We start from the raw sequence: 18,956 nt of genomic DNA, 5'->3' as shown, positions 1-18,956 counted from the left end.
CGCCGGTGCTAGAATCCACGCGGATTTTACCCTGGTGGAAAATCCCCCGAACATCGCATAATCACCCGGACGCTTTATGCTCTCAACACGCTTCAAAAGAGCCTCGGCCACCCTGCTGCCGCTGCTCTGTTTACTCATCACCTTCTGGACCCCGAGCACCCTGGCGCAGGATCTGCCCCAGCGCGCCACCGTGCAGCGGGCGCTCGACGCCCTCGGCAAGTCGGACACCCCCACGGCCAGCCAGCAGGCGGACCAGAAGTTCCTGACTGACACCCTCTCCCTCCTCGACAGCATCGACAAGGAGAAGAGCAAGGCCAAAACCCAGAGCGAACGCCTGCGCACCCTGCCGGCAGAGCTCAAGGAGATCGGCGCCAAGCTCGACGCCCTGACCCAGGGCAAGAGCCCGGAGCAGCTCAAGAACGAATACGCCACCATGAGCCTGGCGGAGCTCGATGCCCGCCAACCCGAGATCATGGCCAACATGCAGGCGGCCCAGGAGGCCCTTGGCACCATCGGCAGCCAGATCACCAACCTGCAGACCCTGCCGGAGCGGGCCCAGGCCAGCATGAGCCGCGCCTATCAGCGCAGCCAGGAGATCCGCACCCGCCTCAACGCCGGGGACGGGGTGAGCAGCGCCGAGAAAATGAAGCTTAATGCCGAACTGGCCCTGCTGGATCTGCAACTGGCCAACCTGCAAAAGGAGCTGGACAACCGCACCAGCATGCAGGATCTGGTGGTCAAGCAACGGGACTACCAGAGTGCCCGTCTCGCCAGTGAAGAGCAGAAACTGCAGGCATTGCAGGAGCAGAGCAGCGCCAAGCGCCTGGGGGACACCGAAAAGACCGCCGAAGAGACCGGCGAACTGGTGACCGCCGAAGACAACCCCCTGGTGCAAAAAGAGCAGGAGCTCAACTACCAGCTCAGCCAGCAACTCATCAGCTCCACCAACAGCCTCAACACCCTGGCCCAGAAGAACCTGCAGGCGAAGAGCATGCTGGAGCGCGGCACCCAGACCGAGCGCAACCTCAACGAACAGGTGCAGATGCTCAAGGGCAACCTGCTGCTCTCGCGCATCCTCTATCAGCTCTACCAGCAACTGGAAGCGGCCCCCTCCACCCTGGTGAAGAACCTGGAGGAGCAGATCGCCGACCTGCACCTGGCCCAGTTCGAACTGAGCCAGCAGCGTGACCAGCTGTTCCAGAAGAACCAGTATCTGGACAACCTCATCGCCAGCAGCGGCGAGACGGTGAGCGACGAAGACAGGGCCAGCCTTGCCAAGCTCATCGACACCCGCATCGGCCTGCTGGATCAGCTCAACCGCCAGATGGATGCCCAGCTCACCAACGCCATCAGCCTGCAACTGACCCAGCAGCAGCTGACCCGGGTCTATGCCTCCATCGAGTTCACCCTGCAACAGCACATCTTCTGGGTGAGCAGCAACAAGCCCATCGACGCCAAGTGGTTCATCACCTGGCCGGCCCAGGCCTTCAAGCAGGCCTCCGACTGGGTGCTGAAACCGGACTGGAGCGGCTGGGGCGACATGCTGCTGGCGGTCTCTCTGCTGGCACTGCCCCTGCTGCTGGTGGGTGGCCTGCTGCTGTGGAAGCGCGGCACCCTGCTCGAGCGCCAGAAGAAGATCGTCAAGGATCTGGGACGTTTTCGTCAGGACAGCCAGTGGCACACCCCCCGTGCCCTGCTGTTCACCGTGCTGCAACGCCTGCCGGGCACCCTCTTCATCCTGGCCGCCGGCCTGCTGCTCGCCTATTGCGGCCTGCTGAGCCCGAGACTCATCTTCCAGATCACCCTGAACCTGGCCCTCGGCTACCTGGTGTTCAGCGTCTACCTGTCGGTGATGCGACCGGGGGGCATCGGCGAGACCCACTTCCGCATGCCGCGGGACGAGCTGCAGGCCAAGCGCAACAGCATGCGCTACCTCTGGCTGCCCCTGCTGCCCCTCATCATGCTGTCGACCAAGGCGGTGGTGGAGCCCTCCTCCCTTGGCAACGACGTCATCGGCCAGGGCATGACCATGCTGCTGCTGGGGCTGACCGCCTACCTGGTGCTGCCCATCTCCCGCGCCCGCATCAAGGGCGAGGCGAGCATGTTGCAGACCCTGACCGCCGTCGCCCTGGCGCTGGCGCCGGTGGCCCTGATGGTGCTGGCAGCCCTTGGCTACTACTACACGGCCCTGAAACTCACCGGCAGGCTCATCGAGTCCTTCTACCTCATCATCATCTGGGGTCTGGTCTATCGCACCGCCCTGCGCGGTCTTGAGCTGGCGGCCCGTCGTCTGGCCTATCGCCGCGCGGTCGCCAAGCGGGAACACAAGACCCAGGAGGATGCGGAAGGGGGCGAAGCCATCGAAGAGCAGCCCATGGATCTGGAAGAGGTCAGCCAGCAGTCCCTGCGTCTGACCCGCATCATGCTGCTGCTGGTGTTCGGCGTCGCCTTCTACTGGCTCTGGTCTGATCTGGTGGCGGTCTTCACCTACCTCGACAGCGTGGTGCTGTGGCACAAGAGCGAGGGGACCGGGGCCAACGCCGTGCTCTATCCCGTCAGCCTGAGCGACGTACTGACCGGCCTGTTCGTGTTTGGTGCGGCTCTGTCGCTGGCCCGCAACCTGCCGGGCCTGCTGGAGGTGCTGGTGCTCTCCAAGCTGCGTCTCGCCCAGGGCACGGCCTACGCCTTCACCACCATGCTCAACTACGCCCTGATCGGGGTGGGCAGCCTGACGGGGCTGGCCATGCTCGGGGTCCAGTGGGAGAAGCTGCAGTGGCTGGCCGCCGGTCTCTCGGTCGGTATCGGTTTCGGCATGCAGCAGATCGTCTCCAACTTCATCTCGGGCATCATCATCCTGTTCGAGCGCCCGGTGCGGATCGGCGACACCGTCACCATCGGCACCATCTCGGGCACGGTCAACAAGATCAGGATCCGCTCCACCACCCTCACCGACTTCGACCGCAAGGAGGTGATCATCCCGAACCAGCAGCTGATGATAGAGCGGCTCATCAACTGGTCCCTGTCCGACACCGTCACCCGGGTCATCGCCCGGGTCGGAGTGGCCTATGGCTCGGATCTGGATCTGACCCGCAAGCTGTTGATGCAGGCCGCCATGGAGAACAGCCGGGTGCTGAAAGACCCGGCCCCCATCGTCTACTTCCTCACCTTCGGGCCCAGCACCCTGGATCACGAGCTGCGCTTCTTCGTGAGCGAGCTGGGGGATCGCAACCCGGCCATCGACGAGCTGAACCGCCGCATCGACGTGCTGTTCCGCGAGCATGGCATCGAGATCGCGTTCAACCAGATGGACGTCTACATCAAGAACATGCAGGGAGACGAACAGAAGGTGGAATCCCGCCCGGCGCTGCCGCCGGCAGGGAACCAGCCCGTCTGATCCCGCCCACTTCACAGGCCCCGTCACGGGGCCTGTTTTTTTCTGCCCGCCCCCCGCCTTGGAAAGCGCAGATCGCCCCCAATATAGGGAAGACAACGGACTGTCTGCACGAGGAACCCAATGGACTCGCTCTACGCCGTGGTGCTCTTTGCCATCTCGGCATCGGTCACCCCTGGCCCCAACAACATCATGGTGATGAGCGCCGGCGCCAGCGTCGGGATACGCAAGAGCCTGCCCCTGCTCATGGGGATCTGCGTCGGCTTCACCCTGATGCTGTTGCTGGTGGGGCTGGGCTTTGGCCAGCTCTTTACCCGCTTCCCCGAACTCCACTTGTTCATCAAGTGCGCGGGCACCCTCTATCTGCTCTATCTTGCCTGGCTCATCGCCCGCCCGACGGACGGGATGACTGACAGCAACGGGGCCCGCCCGTTCGGCTTTTTCAAGGGTGCCCTGTTCCAGTGGGTCAATGCCAAGGCCTGGGTGGTTGCCACCGGCGCCATCGCCGCCTTCACCAGCGCGGGGAGCGACCCCTTTGAGCAGCACCTCGTCATCGCCCTGACCTTCTTCATCGTCTCTTTCCCCTGCGTCGGACTCTGGCTCCTGTGCGGTTCCCTGCTCAAGCGCTGGCTGGCAAACGATCTTGCCCGTCGCCGCTTCAACCAGGTGATGGCGGCCCTGCTGGCACTGTCAGTGGTGCCCGTCATTCGCGAGATCCTGATCCCCGCCTGAGACGCCGGGACTCCCTTTCCCTTGACCCGACGGATGGCCGTCGCAAAGGAGATGCAATGCAACAAGTGGTCTATGTGGCCAACCCGGTGAGCGGGTTGATCCATGTGTTTCGCCTCGAAGCAGGCACCCTCGCCCCGCTGCAGGAAGTGCAGACCGGCGGCGAGGTGCAGCCCCTGGTCATCAGCCCGGACCGGCGCTGGCTCCATGCGGGGGTGCGCCCCGATTTTCGGGTGCTGAGCTTCCCCATCGCCGCCGATGGGCGGCTCGGGGCCCCGACCTCGGCGCCGCTGCTCGGCAGCGCCTCCCACACCTGCACCGATGGGAGCGGCCGCCTCTTCTTTGCCGCCTCCTACGCCTTCAACCACGTCACCGTCTCCCGCCAGGATCAGGCGGGCCGGATGCAGCCCCCTCACCAGCGTCTCGACCACCTGATGGCGGCCCACTCGGTCACCTGGCTTACGGGGCAAAACGGGGAGCAGGATCTGCTGGTGGCCTGCCTGAAAGAGGACAGGGTGCGCCGCTTTGCCCTGGTGGACGAGAGGCTGGTTCCCCATCCCTTGGGGGACATTCACACCGCCCCCGGCGCCGGGCCCCGCCATCTGGCACTGCACCCGGACAACGGCGATCTCTATTGCCTCAACGAACTCGACGCCACCCTCAGTCGCTACCACAGGGAGGCGGACGGACAGATAGTGGCGCGCGAGAGCCTGGACATGCTGCCCCCAGGCTATGAAGGGGAGCGCTGGGGCGCCGACCTGCACCTGACCCCGGATGGACGTTTTCTCTACACCAGCGAACGGGCCAGCAGCCTGCTCACCCTGTTCGGCGTCTCCCCCCAAGATGGCGCCCTCACCCCCCTCGGCCACTTCCCGACCGAGGCCTGTCCCCGGGGCTTTGCCATCGACCACAGCGGCCACTGGCTCATCGCGACCGGGCAGCAATCCCATGAGGTGGCGCTGCATGCCATCGACCCCGAAAGCGGCCAGCTCACCCCGGGCCCACGGAACGAGGTGGGCAAGGGGGCCATGTGGGTGAGGGTGCTCGCCCTCCCCTGAGATGGCAAAAAACGGGCATAAAAAAAGCCATGGCACTGCCATGGCCTGCGTGAGCCGGCCCCCTCAGGAGCCGGTCACCTCCTTCAGGAAACCGGTGAAACGCTGCCAGGACTTGGCATCGGCATCGGCGCGGTAGTTGTCCGAGCCAAAGACGCTGAACGCGTGGGGGGCGCCGCTGTAGCTGGTCGCCTCATGCTTTACCCCGGCGCTCTCCAGCTCGGCCACCAGCGCCGCAAACTGACCCAGAGAGACCGCCTCGTCGGCGCTGCCGTGCTGGACAAGCAACTCTCCCTTCACCTCTTTGTAGTCCTGCCCGGCCGGGGTCTCCAGCCCGCCGTGTACGCTCACCACCCCTTTGAGATCCGCCCCGCTGCGGGCCAGCTCCAGCACGGCGGCGCCGCCAAAGCAGTAACCGAGGGCCACCGCATTGTCGAGCCGCCCCCCCTGCCTGCCCGCCTCCGCCAATCCTCCTTGCAGCAGGGAGCGCATCCTGGTCCTGTCCTGATAAAGGGCCCCGGTGAGGCGCTTCTTGTCTTCCACCGTGCCCGGCCTGACCCCGGCACCGAACAAATCTACGGCAAAGACACTGTAGCCCAGGGCCACCAGCATCTCGGCCCGCTTGATCTCGTAGCCGTTGAGCCCGTCCCAGTCGTGCACCAGCACCACCAGAGGGGCCTGCTTGTCGGCACCCGCCAGGTAATAGCCCTCGAACGGCTTGCCTTCGACCTCGTAGCGCACCGCACCGGCCTCGGCCGCGCCGCTCCCCATCAGCCCCAGCAGAGCCAGGATCCATGCCCTCTTCATCCTTTCGTCCTCTCCCGTCAATGGTGCCCCTGAGTGTAGCCGCTTCACATGGGAGCCCGGGTTCAGTGGTACGCAGGCCAAAAGAGAGAGGCCACCCGAAGGTGGCCTCTTTTTCATCATCTCAACGTACAGCAAGCCAGGCGCTTAATCCTTGGCGCTCTCCATCGCGCCCTCTTCCGAGTGCTGGGGCAGGATGAGGTTCAGCAGGATAGCGGCCACCGAGGCCAGACCCACGCCCGCCAGGGCGAAGTCGCCGATCTTCATCTCCAGGGCACCGACACCCACGGTCAGGGTCACGGCCACGATGGCGATGTTGCGGGACAGGCCCAGATCCACCTTGGACTCCACCAGGGTCTTGAGGCCGATGGCGGCGATGGATCCGAACAGCAGCAGCATGATGCCGCCCATCACCGGCATGGGGATGGAGGTCAGCAGGGCGTTGAACTTGCCGAAGAAGGCCAGAATGATGGCGAACACCGCGGCCCAAGTCATGGTGACCGGGTTGAAGTTGCGGGTGATCATCACGGCGCCGGTCACTTCGGCGTAGGTGGTGACGGGGGGACCACCGATGAAACCGGCGAAGCAGACGCCGATGCCGTCACCGGCCAGGGTGCGGTGCAGCCCCGGGTTCTTGGTGTAGTCCTGCCCGGTCACGCCGCCGATGGCGAGCACGCCGCCGATGTGCTCAATGCAGGGGGCGATGGCCACCGGCAGCATGAAGAGCGCCGCGGCCCAGTTGATCTCCGGGGTCTCGAAGTGGGGCAGCGCCAGCCAGGGGGCGTTGACCATGCCGTCGAAGCTCACCTGGCCCATCAGCACGGCAGAGACATAACCGGCGATGACACCGCACAGGATGGGGATGAGTTTGATCCAGCCCTTGCAGAACACGGCCGCGATCAGGGTCACCGCCAGCGAAATGCCCGCCAGGGTCAGGGCGGTCGCCGGTGGCACCACCTGCTCACCGCCGGCGCGTCCCATGGCCATGTTGCAGGCCACCTGGGCCACCGACAGGCCGATCACCATGATCACCGGACCTATGACCACGGGGGGCAGCAGCTTGTGCACGAAGCCCATGCCCCGGGCGCGGATGACGGCCGCCAGGATGAAGTACATGAAGCCCGCGGCGAACAGACCGAACATGGTGGAGGGCAGGCCCCAGGTCTGGGTGGCATAGATGATGGGGGCGATGAAGGCGAAGCTGGAGCCGAGGAAGATCGGCACCTGACGACGGGTGCAGAGCTGGAACAGCAGGGTGCCTACACCGGCGCCAAGCAGGGCCATGGAGGGGTTCAGACCGGTGAGCAGGGGCACCAGCACCATGGCACCGAAGGCGACAAACAGAATTTGCAGCCCGGCGACGCTTTGCTTGACCAAGGAAAACATGGGTATCCTTAATTTTTTGATAACTGACAGGGATATTTGACACTTTTCAGTCATCACAAGACGTTTTCAAGGCAGAAAATGAACTGATGGGCGTCATTTGTTGCCTTTTACTGCTTGAGGAGGGCATGAAACTGGCTTTTTAGGCGGGATTCGTTGCTACAAGCATCGAGTATGCGATTTTACGCACTTTTGTGGCCGACGCCAATCGTTTTTCCGGGCAGATAGCATGGCAAGGGTTTCAACTGGTCGCCCGACCCGCCGCCCCCGGTTGGGCCGAGATGGCTACCGCCCCGGCGGCAGACGCAAAAAAACGGGGTGGCTGGCGCCACCCCGTCGCGTTTTTTCGAAACCCCGTCAGACCCGGCGATAGGGCAGGTAGACCGGCTCCCACATATGGCTCAGGATGTGCTCTTGCAGATCCTGACCGATGAGCGGGTGGGAGGGGTCGCGGCGCACGATATCCTTGAGCACTGCGGTCGCCACGTGCACCGAGATGTTGCGCAGCTCGCTGATCCTCGGGTAGACGGTGCCCCGGGCGAGATCCGCCTCGCTCACGCACTCCGCCAGCGCAAAGGCGGCGGTGGTGAAGATGTCCGGGCTTATCTCGCGGATCTGGCTGACGATGGCCGCCAGCCCCACCCCGGGGAAGATGAAGACGTTGTTGCCCTGACCGATGCGATAATCCTGCCCCTCATGGTGCACGTCCTTGAACGGGCTGCCGGTGGCGACGATGGCGCGCCCCTGGCTCCAGCGGAAGATGTCTTCCGGCAGGGCCTCGCAGTTGGCGGTGGGGTTGGAGAGGGGGAACACCATGGGGCGATCGCAGTGGGTCAGCATCAGCTGGATGTGCTCCTCCTGGAAGGCGCCACCGGCGCCGCTGGTGCCGAGCAGCACGGTGATGGGCACGTGGCGCAGCACCTCGGTCAGCCCCGCCTTGCCCTGCAGATCCCACTGGGCCAGCAAAAGGCCCGGCTTGGCGTAGCGGCGCTTGTACTCATCCAGCCCCTCGCGGTTGTCACACACCAGCCCCTGGGTATCCAGGATGTAGATGCGATCCCGCGCCGCCTGCGGGTCAAGCCCCTCGCGGATCATCCCCGCGCAGATCTGATCCGCCACCCCGACCCCGCCAGCACCGGCCCCGTAGACCAGGTAGTGCTGCTGGCCCAGGGTTTCCCCCTTGGATTTGACGGCCCCTATGATGCCCGCCAGCACCACGGCCCCGGTGCCCTGGATGTCGTCGTTGAACGACGGCAGCGCCTGCTGGTAGCGGGCCAGGTTGTTGAAGGCGTTGGACTTGCTGAAGTCCTCCCACTGCAACACGGCGTTGGGGAAGTGGCGCTTGACCCCGGCCACGAACTTGTCGATGAAGTCGTCATACTCCTTGCCGCGAATGCGCCTGTGGGGCTGACCCAGGTACATGGGGTCATCCAGCAGCGCCTGGTTGTCGGTGCCCACGTCCAGCGCGATGGGCAGGCAGCAGGCGGGGTGGATGCCCGCCCCCAGGGTATAGAGGGCGAGCTTGCCGATGGGAATGCCCATGCCCCCCACCCCCTGATCGCCGATGCCGAGGATCCCCTGGCTGTCGGTCACGACGATGATGCGCACCGCCTTGGCATCCATGTGGCGGGCGAGGGAGCCCATGTCCTCGACGTTCTTCGGGGTGATGTAGAGGCCGCGCGGCTTCTGGAAGCGGTGGCTGAACTCCTGGCACGCCTTGCCCACGGTCGGGGTGTAGATGTAGGGAGTCATCTCCTCCACGTGGCGGGACAGGAGGGCGTAGAACAGGGTTTCATTGCGATCCTGCAAGGCTCGCAGGTTCTGGTACTTCTCGATGTCGCTGCAGGCGCTCAGGAAGGCCTCATAGACCCGCTCCAGCTGGGCTTCGAAAGTCTGCACCTGAGGCGGCAGCAGGCCGCCCAGCTCAAAATCGGCCCGCTCCTGTTCGGTGAAGGCGGTGCCCTTGTTGAGGTTGCGATCGTTGAGCAGATTGGTGCCCGTCAGCGCAACGGGGCGAAAATCGTGACCCTGTGCATCTTTCCACAGCAGATATTGTCCGGTAGCCATAGTCATTCTCTTTGATTTACATGAAGTTGCCATTCGGCAGGAGAGCAAGGCTCAGATTGGTGCGGATCATATGACGTTTAGGGATTCGGTTTTGTGAGCTCAGCCATACCCTGCGGCCAAAGCCCCGCCGGCCAGGGTCGGGAGAGGCTTGCTCCGACGGCGCGCTTGGCGCAAGATCCCCCCGGCCCCTTGCCTGCCCTCTTCACCCCCAGGAGCACCATGAGCATACCCCAGCCCCCCGCATTTCCCGTTTCCGCCGTCATCCTGGCCGGTGGCCGTGCCACCCGCATGGGGGGCGACGACAAGGGCTGGGAGCCCCTTGCGGGCCGGCCCCTGATCGAACACGTGCTCGAGCGCCTGCGCCCCCAGGTGGACGAGGTGCTGATCAATGCCAACCGCAGCGAGGATCGCTACCGGCAGCTTGCCCCCGTCATCCGCGACCAGCATGCCGACTTCCAGGGGCCGCTGGCCGGGATGCTGGCGGGTCTTGCCGCCGCCCGCCACGACTGGGTGCTGTTCGTCCCCTGTGACGGCCCCGCCCTGCCCCGGGATCTGATGGCCCGCTTTCGCGCCGCCGTGACCCCTGATACAGAACTGGTGGTGGCCCACGACGGCGAGCACCTCCAGCCCGTGGTCGCCCTGCTGCGCCGTGCCCTGCTCCCCTCCCTGCAACGGGCGCTGGCCGAGGGTGAGCGCAAGACCGGGGCCTGGTTTGCCCGCCACCGGATGGCGGTGGTGCCCTTTGCCGACCAGCCCGATGCCTTCGTCAACCTCAACAGCCCGGACGAGCTCGCCGCCTGGGAGGCAAGGCTGCTGGCGGGAGAAACGCCATGAGCCCCCTGCCCCTGCTCGGCTTCGTCGCCTGGAGCGGCACCGGCAAGACCACGTTGCTGGAGCGCCTCATCCCCCTGCTCGGCCAGCGCGGCCTGCGCCTCGGGGTGCTCAAGCACACCCACCACGACTTCGACATCGACCAGCCCGGCAAGGACAGCCACCGCCTGCGCCAGGCGGGCGCCGTCCAGGTGATGGCGGCGTCCGGCCTGCGTCACGCCCTCATCCGGGAGACGCCAGAGGGGGAGCCTTCCCTGGCTGCGCTGCTGGCCCGCTTCGATGCCAGCGCCCTGGATCTGCTGCTGGTCGAGGGGTTCAAGCATCACCATTTTCCCAAGGTGGAGCTGTATCGCGCCGCCATCGGCAGGCCCCTGCTCTTCCCCGATGACCCTGACATCATCGCCCTCGTGAGCGACACGCCCCAGGCGAGCCCCTTGCCCCGCTTCGGCTTCGACGAGCTAGAGGCCATCGCCGACTTTGTCTGCGCCTGGCTGCCCCGACCAGGGGCCCGCCAGCCGGCCCCGCCCCTGCGCCTCTGCGCCCGGCTGCTGGCGGCCCTGCCCCCATCGGCAGAGCAGGGCGTTGTGCCCGGCTTGCTCAGTCAGGACGAGGCGGGCACCCTGCTGGTGCGCCCGGTGGATGGGGGCCACGACAGTGCCAACTGCCGCATCGAACGGGCGCCGGGTAGCGCGGCCCTTCCCCCCGGCGAGCGGGTCATGGTGCGCCTGCCGACAGGTGCGCCCCCATGAACCGGGGAAACGACGCAGGTCAAGGCGAATGCCGTCCCCCTTGCTATCCTCACAACCCTGACCCGAGATAAGAGAACGCCCTTGCGCCTCAATGCCCCGCTCTCCCGCTTCGATCTGCTCATCTATGGCCGCTACCGCCTGGTCCACGGCCTGCGCATCGCCCTGGCCTTCACCCTCACCTTCCTGCTGACCCGGGAGCTCAAGCTGCCGGAGAGCACCTGGCCCCTCATCACCCTGGTGGTGGTGATGGGCCCCATCTCGTTCTGGGGCAACGTGCTGTCGCGCGCTCTGCAACGGGTGGTGGGCACCGTCTTCGGCGCCGCCTGCGGGGTGGTGGCCCTCTATCTGGAGCTCTACTCCCTGCCCCTGATGCTGGCCTGGTGCTGCGCCATCATGTTCCTGTGCGGCTACCTGGCGCTCGGCAAGCGCCCCTATGTGGGGCTGCTCATCGGCATCACCCTGGGGGTCATCGTCGGCGGGGTGCCCGGGGACATCGAGACCGCGCTCTGGCGCAGCGGCGACGTCATCCTGGGATCGGTGCTGGCCCTGCTGTTTTGCAGCATCTACCCCCAGCGGGCCTATACCCACTGGAGTCTGCAGATGCACGACACCCTGCAGCAGGCGGGGCGGCTCTACCACACCCACCTCTCCCCCAACGTGCTGGAGCGCCCCAAGCTCACCCGAAGCCATGCCCGCCTGCTCGCCAAAATAGTCAGCCTGCGCCCCCTGCTGGCCCCGGCGGTCAAGGAGAACCGCCTTGGCAGCCCGCTGTTCGAGGCGACCCAGACCACCCTTCGCAACAGCGTCTGTACCCTGGAGATGCTGGCCAACACCTATTGGCGGGATCGCCAGAGCCACTTCCTGATGCAGAGCCACCCGGGGCTTCGCGCCTGCCAGCAGGCGACGGAGTCGGTGCTCACCGAACTCGCCCTCATGCTCAAGAGCGGCGATACCACGGCGGCCGACCAGGCCATCGGCCGCCTGCAAGAGGCCGCTGCCCGGCTCGATGGGGACGCAAGCCAGGCGCCAGGCCAGGGACACGACCCCACCCTTGGCGGCTACCTCTGGCTCAATCTCCATCTCATCGAGCAGCTCGCCCACCTCCATCGCCTGCTGGGGCTGGTGCTGCAACCCTATGCCAAGCCCTCGGCCCGCCCCTGATCGCGCCGCCTGCAACCGCCCACAAAAAAGCCCCGCCGATGCGGGGCTTGTTTGTCTCGGGCTCGCGCCTTAGCTTGCACGAGCCAGGGGCTGCTCCGGAGTGAGGTAGAGGGAGAAGTCCTCTATCCCCGCCTTCAGGGCGGCAAAGCAGTCGGGGTCGATGGCCGTGCCCAGGTTTTCCGCCATCATCTCCAGGGCCCTCGGCACCGGGATGGCATCCCGATAGGGGCGCTTGGCGGTGATGGCATCGAAGATGTCGGCGGTGGTGATGATGCGCGTCTCCAGGGTGATCGCCTCCCCCTTGAGCCCCTTGGGGTAGCCCTTGCCATCGAGTCGCTCATGGTGGGCACCAGCCACCAGGGCCAGCTCCTCGAAGGCGCCGATGCGGCTCAGGATCTCCTCGGTGTAGGCGGCATGCATCTGCACCGCCGCCCACTCCTGCTCGTCAAGCTTGCCCGGCTTGTCGAGGATGGCGTTGCTCACCCCGAGCTTGCCCACGTCGTGGAGCAGGGCACCCCGCTTGAGCCAGCGTCGCCGCGCCTCGGACATCCCCATCTGGGCGGCGAGGATGTCGGTATAGAGCGCCACCCTGCCGCTGTGCCCCGCGGTATAGGGGCTCTTGGAGTCCACCACCTGGCCGAAGGCCGCCGCTATCTCGTCCAGATAATCCTCATCCAGCGCCACCTCCCCCTGCCCCGCCGGGTGGGCGAAGACCCGCTCCGCCAACGCGGGATCCGCCAGCCCTTGCCAGAAGGCCTCGTCTGCCAGCGCCTCGAAGGCCCTGACCAGGGCGGGATCAAACCAGTTGCCGCTGCGCTCGCGCAGCTCCCTCATCGCCGCGTCCGGTCCGGCGGCGGCGTGAAACTCGTCCACCACCTGACAGAGCAGGGCGATGCGGGAGAAGAGCGGGATGGCCTCTCCCGCCAGTTGTTGCGGCCGCCCTTTGCCGCTCCAGTGCTCATCCAGGGAGAGGATCCCCTGGGCCACCTCGTCGCTGAAACGCAACTGGCGGGCGATGTCCGCCCCCCGGTGGCAGCGGGTCAGGATCAGCTCGTTGGCTATCTGATCACCGTTGCGAAAAATGTGGAACAGGCTGCGAAAACGGCCCAGCAGATCCGCCTGCAAGCCGGTGTGGCCCAGCACGAAGTTGACCACCTCGGAGAGGGAGCCATCCACCAGCTTGAAGTCGCGCTTGAAGTGAAGATCATCGGTGAGATAGAGCTCGCAGATGCGGGCGGCATTGCTGCTGCACCCCAGATCCTTGAGCAACAGGGTGTAATAGAGGTCGTGGCGCTGCCGGGCATCCAGTCCCAGTTGCTCCCCCAGACGAGAGCCTATCCAGCAGCAGCGGATGCAATGGCCTCTCGGCTGTCCTTCCGTCATGTCCAGGGCATGACTGAGAGAACCAATCAGCTCTGCCAAACGTAATCCATTTACCGTCATAGCCCACTCCCTCTACATCGGGGCGTACTTGCCCGCAGGCATGTATAGCATTTGTCGGGAGTAAAGGATCAGGGGCGCGACAAATTATGCCTGCACCGCTCCCCGACTTGCCGCCGCATCGCGCTGCTCGCGGCTCAGGGTCGAGACCAGTTTGTCGTCCAGATAGAGATCCAGTCGCTCCCCGCGCATCTCTCCCCGCATCAGGCTGCGCTGACCGTCGATGTAGTGGATCTCCATCTGGGCGGTGCGCTCGTCCGGGTAGCTCACCTGTACCTCGCGCACCCCTTGGGGCAGCATGGCCAGCGGCACCTGGTTGAGGGCAGGATCCAGGTGCTGGTTCACCTTGATGATCGCATCGCTCTTCTGATCCACCAGGGCGGGCGCCTTGCCGGTGATGGGGTTCTTGCCGGACCAGAATTCGATGGTGTTGAACACGAAGAGATCCGCCGTGGCCGCCAGGCCATAGACGGGGGAGAGCAGCACGAAGACGCCGGCACGGCCGTAGCGGTTGTCCACCACGCTGAGGTTGCCCTTGGTCACCATGGAAGAGAGGCCCATCTGACCCATGCAACCACCGAGCCCCAGGCTCGCCCCCATTCCCAGCAGCAGGGCCAGTGCCCTGCCTCTCTGTCGTACTGCCATTGTTGTCTACCTGCTCAATAAAAAGGAAGCGGCAGCCTAAACAAGGGGGCCGGGCGGCACAATGACGAAGGGGGGCGTCATACAGCCAGGGTTCAGCCTGGCCGTCCGATCGCTCAATCTGTTGGCAATCTTGCGGTCAGCCCCTCAGATGGAGAGGGCAGACACCGTCTGGGAGACCCTGTCCGCCTCCTGGTGGATCTCGCTCATCAGCTTGTCCACGCCGGCGATCTGCTGCTTGCCGAGTTCGGCGCTGCCCGCCACCCCGGCCATGTCGTCGGTCACCCTGGCGGTCAGCTCGCGGTTCTTCTGCACCACCTTGGCGATCTCGTCGGTAGAGAGCGACGTGCGGGCGGCTAGCTGGCGCACCTCGTCCGCCACCACCGCAAACCCGCGCCCCTGCTCCCCCGCCCGCGCCGCCTCGATGGCAGCGTTCAGGGCCAGCAGATTGGTCTGATCGGCGATGGCGCTGATGGTCGAGACGATGGCCTCGATGCTTCTGGACTGCTCGTTGAGCTGGCCGATAAGGGCGATGGCCTCATCCACCTGGGAGGCGATGAGGGAAGAGGTCTGCACCACGGCGCGCAGCAAGCCCGCCCCCTCCTCTGCGCTGTGCAGGGTCTCCTGGGCGGTGCTGTGGGCCAGGAGGGCGGCCTCCCGGGTCGCGTGGTTCTGCTCGATGCGCGCGGTGATGTCGCTGGCGAACTTCACCACCCGCACCACCTTGCCGCTGCCATCCCGGATGGGGTTGTAGGTCGCCTCCAGCCAGACGGCCTGCCCCCGGCTGTTGTGGCGCATGAAGAGGCCGGATTTGAACTGACCCCGGGCCAGTTCTTCCCAGAAACGGGGCTGCTCGCGCAGAAAGGCCTCGTCACAGAAGATCCTGTGGTGCCTGCCCGCGATCTCACTCAGGGTGTAACCCATGACGCTCAGGAAGTTGGCATTGGCATGGATAATGTCGCCGTTCGGGGTGAACTCGATCATGGCCCGGGAGCGGTCCAGTGCCTCGGTCAGCGCCTCGAGCCGCCCAAGCCGCTGGTGCTGTTCGGTGACGTCGCTGGCAATCTTGAGTACCCGAGTCACCCGGCCCTGGTGCTTCACCGGGAAATAGGTCGCCTCCAGCCAGCGCGTCTCCCCCTGCCGGTTCACGCGCTCGAAGGTGCCTGACTGCACCTCCCCCTGAGCGAGACGCCGCCAGAACTGGCGATAGTCACCGGACTCCCCCCAGGCCCTCGGACAGAGCTGGCTGTGGGGCTGCCCAATCAGTTCGGCGGCACCATATCCCATCAGGGCCAGGAAAGGGGGGCTCGCCTCCTGGATGATCCCCTCCGGGCTGAAGATGACGGTGGCGGCACCCGCCTTGATCGCCTCTATGATGCCCTGCTCCTCGTCGAGCCGGGTCTGACATGACTGCAACTGCGCTTTGAGCTTCTGATTGAACATGACACTTCTTCCTCGTTGACCATCCCCATGGGCACCACGGCCTCACCCACAGAGGGTATCGGCACCGCCAGCGCCGACATAAGTGGTCGGACGACTGAAACGAATGGAGCGCGCAGTGTATAGAAAAGCGGCGATGCCGCCAAGGGCTCCCAGTACGCAGCCCTTGTGAAAGAGGATCAACTCGGTGCAGAAAAAGAGGAGGCTAACGGCCAGGTACGCACTCGAGGCAGGCGGGATTGCCGGCAAAGCCGAACCGTTCGTAGATAGCGCGCCCATCACTGCTGGCATGGAGCCACAGCTTGCCCAGTTGCTGCTCGCGGGCATACGCCACCATGGCCACCAGCAGGGCATTCGCCATTCCCCGTCTGCGCCAGGCCGGCCGGGTGTAGATGTTGAGCAGGTACCCTTCCCGCCCCGCCAGATTGCCCGGGTAGGGCGGGCGCACGAAGAGTGCCAGGGTGGCGCACGCCACCACCTCGCCCTCCTCCTCCACCACCCAGCTACGGGCGCTGCCCTCTTCCTGCGCCTGAATGAAGTAGGCCTGCGTCGCCTCCCTGAGGACCGGATCCTCATCGGGCCGGGCAAGTTCCCCCACCTCGCAAAAGAGCGCCATGCGCAGTGTCGTCAGGGCAGGAATATCGGCCGCCAGGGCCTCGCGTACCTTCATCTCTTCTCCTTTACATTCCTTTCCCGCCCGTCAGTCAGGCAGGGCTCGTGTGCGGCCACCTTACGCCGGAGGCGAGCGACGGGCAAGGCGCCAGCTGTCGAGCCCCAGGGGGCCCGCCCCCCACACGGCCAGGGTCAGCAGCATCCAGCCCCACAACTGGTGATCGTGAAAGCCTCCCGCCCAGAGGGCCGGGTAGGAGATGACCGCCATGGCGTTGAAGCCAAACAGCAGCAAGGCGGCCGGACGGGTGAAGAGGCCCGCCAGCAGGAAGAGGGGCAGCAACAGCTCGGTCGCCGTGCCCGCATAGGCCGCCCACTGCCAGGGCAGCAGGGGCACCTGATATTCGAACTCGAACAGATAGAGGGTGCTGTCCCAGGCCGTGAACTTGAGCCAGCCGGATCGCAGAAAAATGGTGGCGACCCAGAGCCTGGCAAGCAGCAACAGGCCACCGCTGCACCAGGGCAAGATGCGTTCAACAAGGGGGCCAAGGGGCCTGGCAAGGGTTTGCGTTGCATGGGGCAAGCTCCAGATCGACCAGCAGGTCGAGGGTGATGAGGGGGGCCAGGTGTTCGGCCATGGCGGGATCCTGAGCCAGCAGGCTGGCCAGCGGCCTGCCCTGCAGGCAGCCTTGCAGCAGACACCAGGCGGCGGCATCCAGGGGAATGGGGTCGACCCGGTGTCCGGGGCGTTTCTTGAGTGCCAGGGAGCAGACAGCATCCAGCTCCCTGACCGTCTCACCGCCGTGCAGGGCCATTTGCCAGAGCGCCAGCACCGGATGGGGGCTCTCCAGGAGCAGCAGATCGCAGGCAGGATGCAGCACCAGCCGCTCCCAGTGCTCAGGGGTCATGGCGGCAAGCCGCTCGGCAGGCCAGCGCCGCGTCTCTGGTGCAAGCAGCGAGACCCGCTCCAGCCCCCACTCGAAGCGGGCCAGATCCCCGAGCCAGGGCAACGCGGCCGTGGTGGGCAAGCGTGCCAGCCAGTCGCCAAAGCCCTCCCCGTAGTCCATGACCCTCATCGCCGCCCTGCCGTTTGCCTTCATCATGGTGCTGCTCTGCCTCGGACTCTGCCGCGGCCTTGTCGCAGACAAGGAGCACTCGGCCAGGCGCCTCTCCCCCGCCACTGACTTCTGGAACGGCAAGCAGTGGCGCACCCGGATGGATCACCTGCTGCGCCCCTCCACCGAGCAGGAGGCCCGCGCCTTTGTGGACAAGGTCGCCCTGCCCGCCCTGACGGCCCTGAGTCAGGAGTTCGCTGCCCGGGGCATCACCAGCCGGGTCGAAGAGGATGGGCCGGATCAGTGCCATCTGCTGGTGCCCCAGCAGGGTCGCCGGGACTTCTGCTACGGGGTGCGCATCGAGGCCCGCCCCGCCCCCGCCTTCAACCCCCTGGAGGCGGCCCACAACCACGATCCCGAGGCCCGCATCTTCGAGCCCATCACCTATTTTGCCGATGGACGTGCCGGTTACGACATCCATTACCTGACCCGGGACGAGCTGAGTGCCGACGTCTTGCGCCAGTACGAGCGCTATCTGGTGCTGAGCCAGGACGAGGGGCAGGATCTGCTGAGCAGCGCCCCCGAACATACCCAGCCAACCCAGGGAGAGTGATGACCAGGCAGGGATCAAGTCAGCTCCCCGCCCGGAGCTTATGGCCGGGCACACTGGCGGCGAGGGCTGCCCCCACCACCCATCACAACAGAGAAAGGGGCCCTGGGCCCCTTTCTCGTCACTGCCTCAACCTGCGTTGATTTCAGAGCCTCAACCGGCTCAGGTGGTCTTGACGCACTTCTGGATAAAGCTGTTCTTGGCCGCCCCGGCGAGCTTCTTGTCCGCCGCCGCCTTCTCGCACTGGGTCGCCTTGTCGGCGGCCCCGTCCGTCTTCACGCACTTTTGCACGAAGCTGTTCTTGGCAGCCCCGGCCAGCTTCTTGTCGGCGGCCGCTTTCTCACACTGACTCGCCTTGGCACTGGCGGAGGCATCCTTGACGCACTTGCCCACAAAACTGGTCTTGGCGGCGCCCGCCAGCTTCTTCACCGCCGCCTGGGCCTCGCACTCTTGCTGCGCGCCAGAGGTCGCGCTCTGAGCTACCCCCATTCCCATGCCCATGACCGTCACACACAGACTCAACACCATCAGGACCCGCTTCATATGTCACACTCCCATTGTTCTATCCATTGTGGTTGGCCCCCACTCACGCGGGCCAAACGAGGCACCCTCGCCTCGCTGCACTATAGTCCCCCCTCCCCGTGACAACAAAATGCCCCTTCCTTCTCGACAACCCCCTCCTTGCCCCCGCTCCGGCCACCCGGCGCCTTCACTTCAATTGTTGAGCTGGCGCAAAAATCCAGCGCTTCCTTGCGGTTACGTCAACTTTTGACTGGTTTGCGTATGAGGCTTGAGGATATGCTGGCCATTCGGCGCCTACAGCACCATCCGGGCCCCGCCCGCTGGTTAATGGAGCGCATTGGAAGCTGTAATCCACGGGCGGTAGCGTGGGATTATCACTGTGATTGATGAAGTTAGGGAAGGTGCGAACAAGTCCCTGATATGAGATCATGTTTGTCATCTGGAGCCATGAAAAAGGGTTCATTATGA

At 65.3% G+C, this 18,956-nt stretch carries 17 protein-coding genes and 1 pseudogene; 7 read left to right on the top strand and 11 right to left on the bottom strand.

All coding sequences use genetic code 11. The annotated features are described in order from the left end of the window. The first annotated feature begins 76 nt into the window (after positions 1 to 76). The 3 genes from mscK to pgl all read left to right on the top strand — a co-directional run bounded on the left by mscK (position 77) and on the right by pgl (position 5,178). Positions 77 to 3,394, top strand: coding sequence for a mechanosensitive channel MscK (mscK, locus tag PG879_RS17950; protein ID WP_270830534.1), 3,318 nt, complete (start codon positions 77 to 79; stop codon positions 3,392 to 3,394). Between the two features lie 120 nt (positions 3,395 to 3,514). Beyond that, complete coding sequence (locus PG879_RS17945) at positions 3,515 to 4,123, top strand: LysE family translocator (RefSeq protein ID WP_182975954.1); 609 nt, start codon at positions 3,515 to 3,517, stop codon at positions 4,121 to 4,123. 56 nt (positions 4,124 to 4,179) lie between these two features. After that, positions 4,180 to 5,178, top strand: coding sequence for a 6-phosphogluconolactonase (gene pgl, locus PG879_RS17940; protein WP_201921405.1), 999 nt, complete (start codon positions 4,180 to 4,182; stop codon positions 5,176 to 5,178). Positions 5,179 to 5,241: 63 nt separating this feature from the next. Here pgl and PG879_RS17935 read toward each other — a convergent pair whose 3' ends face one another. From PG879_RS17935 to PG879_RS17925, 3 genes are all read right to left on the bottom strand, one after another. After that, the gene (locus PG879_RS17935) at positions 5,242 to 5,982 is read right to left on the bottom strand and encodes a dienelactone hydrolase family protein (protein WP_270830533.1); all 741 of its coding nucleotides are present in this window, start codon (positions 5,980 to 5,982) and stop codon (positions 5,242 to 5,244) included. A 144-nt stretch (positions 5,983 to 6,126) separates the two neighbouring features. Continuing rightward, entirely contained in the window at positions 6,127 to 7,365 is a 1,239-nt protein-coding gene (locus PG879_RS17930; RefSeq protein ID WP_270830532.1) for a uracil-xanthine permease family protein, read from the bottom strand. A 354-nt stretch (positions 7,366 to 7,719) separates the two neighbouring features. Continuing rightward, positions 7,720 to 9,429 (bottom strand): NAD-dependent malic enzyme, encoded by a 1,710-nt coding sequence (locus tag PG879_RS17925; protein ID WP_103244506.1) that lies wholly within the window; start codon positions 9,427 to 9,429, stop codon positions 7,720 to 7,722. 219 nt (positions 9,430 to 9,648) lie between these two features. Between PG879_RS17925 and mobA the strand changes: the two genes are divergently transcribed. The 3 genes from mobA to PG879_RS17910 all read left to right on the top strand — a co-directional run bounded on the left by mobA (position 9,649) and on the right by PG879_RS17910 (position 12,170). Next, complete coding sequence (gene mobA, locus PG879_RS17920; RefSeq protein WP_270830531.1) at positions 9,649 to 10,263, top strand: molybdenum cofactor guanylyltransferase MobA; 615 nt, start codon at positions 9,649 to 9,651, stop codon at positions 10,261 to 10,263. Continuing rightward, positions 10,260 to 11,009 carry a molybdopterin-guanine dinucleotide biosynthesis protein B gene (mobB, locus tag PG879_RS17915; protein ID WP_270830530.1) on the top strand — a complete coding sequence of 250 codons (750 nt, stop codon included), beginning with the start codon at positions 10,260 to 10,262 and terminating at the stop codon, positions 11,007 to 11,009. The genes mobA and mobB overlap by 4 nt, the downstream gene beginning before the upstream one ends. 81 nt (positions 11,010 to 11,090) lie before the next feature. After that, on the top strand, positions 11,091 to 12,170 hold the full coding sequence (locus PG879_RS17910; protein WP_270830529.1) for an FUSC family protein: 1,080 nt from the start codon (positions 11,091 to 11,093) through the stop codon (positions 12,168 to 12,170). Between the two features lie 69 nt (positions 12,171 to 12,239). On the opposite strand, the gene PG879_RS17905 is transcribed toward PG879_RS17910, so the two are convergent. The 6 genes and pseudogenes from PG879_RS17905 to PG879_RS17880 all read right to left on the bottom strand — a co-directional run. After that, a complete protein-coding gene (locus PG879_RS17905; RefSeq protein ID WP_270830528.1) occupies positions 12,240 to 13,613 on the bottom strand; it encodes an HD-GYP domain-containing protein in 1,374 nt (457 codons plus the stop codon). Positions 13,614 to 13,697: 84 nt separating this feature from the next. Continuing rightward, positions 13,698 to 14,255, bottom strand: coding sequence for a DUF3332 domain-containing protein (locus tag PG879_RS17900; protein WP_270830527.1), 558 nt, complete (start codon positions 14,253 to 14,255; stop codon positions 13,698 to 13,700). A gap of 144 nt (positions 14,256 to 14,399) precedes the next feature. Beyond that, on the bottom strand, positions 14,400 to 15,695 hold the full coding sequence (locus tag PG879_RS17895) for a methyl-accepting chemotaxis protein (RefSeq protein ID WP_270830526.1): 1,296 nt from the start codon (positions 15,693 to 15,695) through the stop codon (positions 14,400 to 14,402). A 202-nt stretch (positions 15,696 to 15,897) separates the two neighbouring features. Then, positions 15,898 to 16,362 carry a GNAT family N-acetyltransferase gene (locus PG879_RS17890; protein WP_010673599.1) on the bottom strand — a complete coding sequence of 155 codons (465 nt, stop codon included), beginning with the start codon at positions 16,360 to 16,362 and terminating at the stop codon, positions 15,898 to 15,900. A 60-nt stretch (positions 16,363 to 16,422) separates the two neighbouring features. Further along, a complete protein-coding gene (locus PG879_RS17885) occupies positions 16,423 to 16,830 on the bottom strand; it encodes a DoxX family protein (protein ID WP_270830538.1) in 408 nt (135 codons plus the stop codon). Positions 16,831 to 16,834: 4 nt separating this feature from the next. After that, positions 16,835 to 17,371, bottom strand: a pseudogene (locus PG879_RS17880) (DNA-binding domain-containing protein); the annotation flags it as partial. Between PG879_RS17880 and PG879_RS17875 the strand changes: the two are divergent. Further along, complete coding sequence (locus PG879_RS17875; RefSeq protein WP_270830524.1) at positions 17,367 to 17,969, top strand: hypothetical protein; 603 nt, start codon at positions 17,367 to 17,369, stop codon at positions 17,967 to 17,969. The pseudogene PG879_RS17880 and the gene PG879_RS17875 overlap by 5 nt on opposite strands. A gap of 159 nt (positions 17,970 to 18,128) precedes the next feature. On the opposite strand, the gene PG879_RS17870 is transcribed toward PG879_RS17875, so the two are convergent. After that, entirely contained in the window at positions 18,129 to 18,467 is a 339-nt protein-coding gene (locus PG879_RS17870; protein ID WP_405697313.1) for a hypothetical protein, read from the bottom strand. A 208-nt stretch (positions 18,468 to 18,675) separates the two neighbouring features. After that, positions 18,676 to 18,956, bottom strand: a 281-nt coding sequence (locus PG879_RS17865) for a hypothetical protein (protein ID WP_270830539.1), incomplete at its 5' end; no start/stop codon positions are given.

The organism is Aeromonas sp. QDB63, assembly GCF_027707425.1.
GTDB lineage: Bacteria > Pseudomonadota > Gammaproteobacteria > Enterobacterales > Aeromonadaceae > Aeromonas > Aeromonas caviae.
This window is presented reverse-complemented; position numbering and strand designations above follow the sequence as displayed.

What these genes read in the sequence shown, in the direction of transcription:
- PG879_RS17930 (WP_270830532.1), bottom strand. Translation starts at nt 7,365, where the DNA reads ATGTTTTCCTTGGTCAAGCAAAGCGTCGCCGGGCTGCAAATTCTGTTT.
- PG879_RS17890 (WP_010673599.1), bottom strand. Translation starts at nt 16,362, where the DNA reads ATGAAGGTACGCGAGGCCCTGGCGGCCGATATTCCTGCCCTGACGACA.
- mobB (WP_270830530.1), top strand. Translation starts at nt 10,260, where the DNA reads ATGAGCCCCCTGCCCCTGCTCGGCTTCGTCGCCTGGAGCGGCACCGGC.
- PG879_RS17925 (WP_103244506.1), bottom strand. Translation starts at nt 9,429, where the DNA reads ATGGCTACCGGACAATATCTGCTGTGGAAAGATGCACAGGGTCACGAT.
- PG879_RS17935 (WP_270830533.1), bottom strand. Translation starts at nt 5,982, where the DNA reads ATGAAGAGGGCATGGATCCTGGCTCTGCTGGGGCTGATGGGGAGCGGC.
- mobA (WP_270830531.1), top strand. Translation starts at nt 9,649, where the DNA reads ATGAGCATACCCCAGCCCCCCGCATTTCCCGTTTCCGCCGTCATCCTG.
- PG879_RS17905 (WP_270830528.1), bottom strand. Translation starts at nt 13,613, where the DNA reads ATGACGGTAAATGGATTACGTTTGGCAGAGCTGATTGGTTCTCTCAGT.
- PG879_RS17895 (WP_270830526.1), bottom strand. Translation starts at nt 15,695, where the DNA reads ATGTTCAATCAGAAGCTCAAAGCGCAGTTGCAGTCATGTCAGACCCGG.
- pgl (WP_201921405.1), top strand. Translation starts at nt 4,180, where the DNA reads ATGCAACAAGTGGTCTATGTGGCCAACCCGGTGAGCGGGTTGATCCAT.
- PG879_RS17900 (WP_270830527.1), bottom strand. Translation starts at nt 14,255, where the DNA reads ATGGCAGTACGACAGAGAGGCAGGGCACTGGCCCTGCTGCTGGGAATG.
- PG879_RS17875 (WP_270830524.1), top strand. Translation starts at nt 17,367, where the DNA reads ATGACCCTCATCGCCGCCCTGCCGTTTGCCTTCATCATGGTGCTGCTC.
- PG879_RS17870 (WP_405697313.1), bottom strand. Translation starts at nt 18,467, where the DNA reads ATGGGCATGGGAATGGGGGTAGCTCAGAGCGCGACCTCTGGCGCGCAG.
- mscK (WP_270830534.1), top strand. Translation starts at nt 77, where the DNA reads ATGCTCTCAACACGCTTCAAAAGAGCCTCGGCCACCCTGCTGCCGCTG.
- PG879_RS17945 (WP_182975954.1), top strand. Translation starts at nt 3,515, where the DNA reads ATGGACTCGCTCTACGCCGTGGTGCTCTTTGCCATCTCGGCATCGGTC.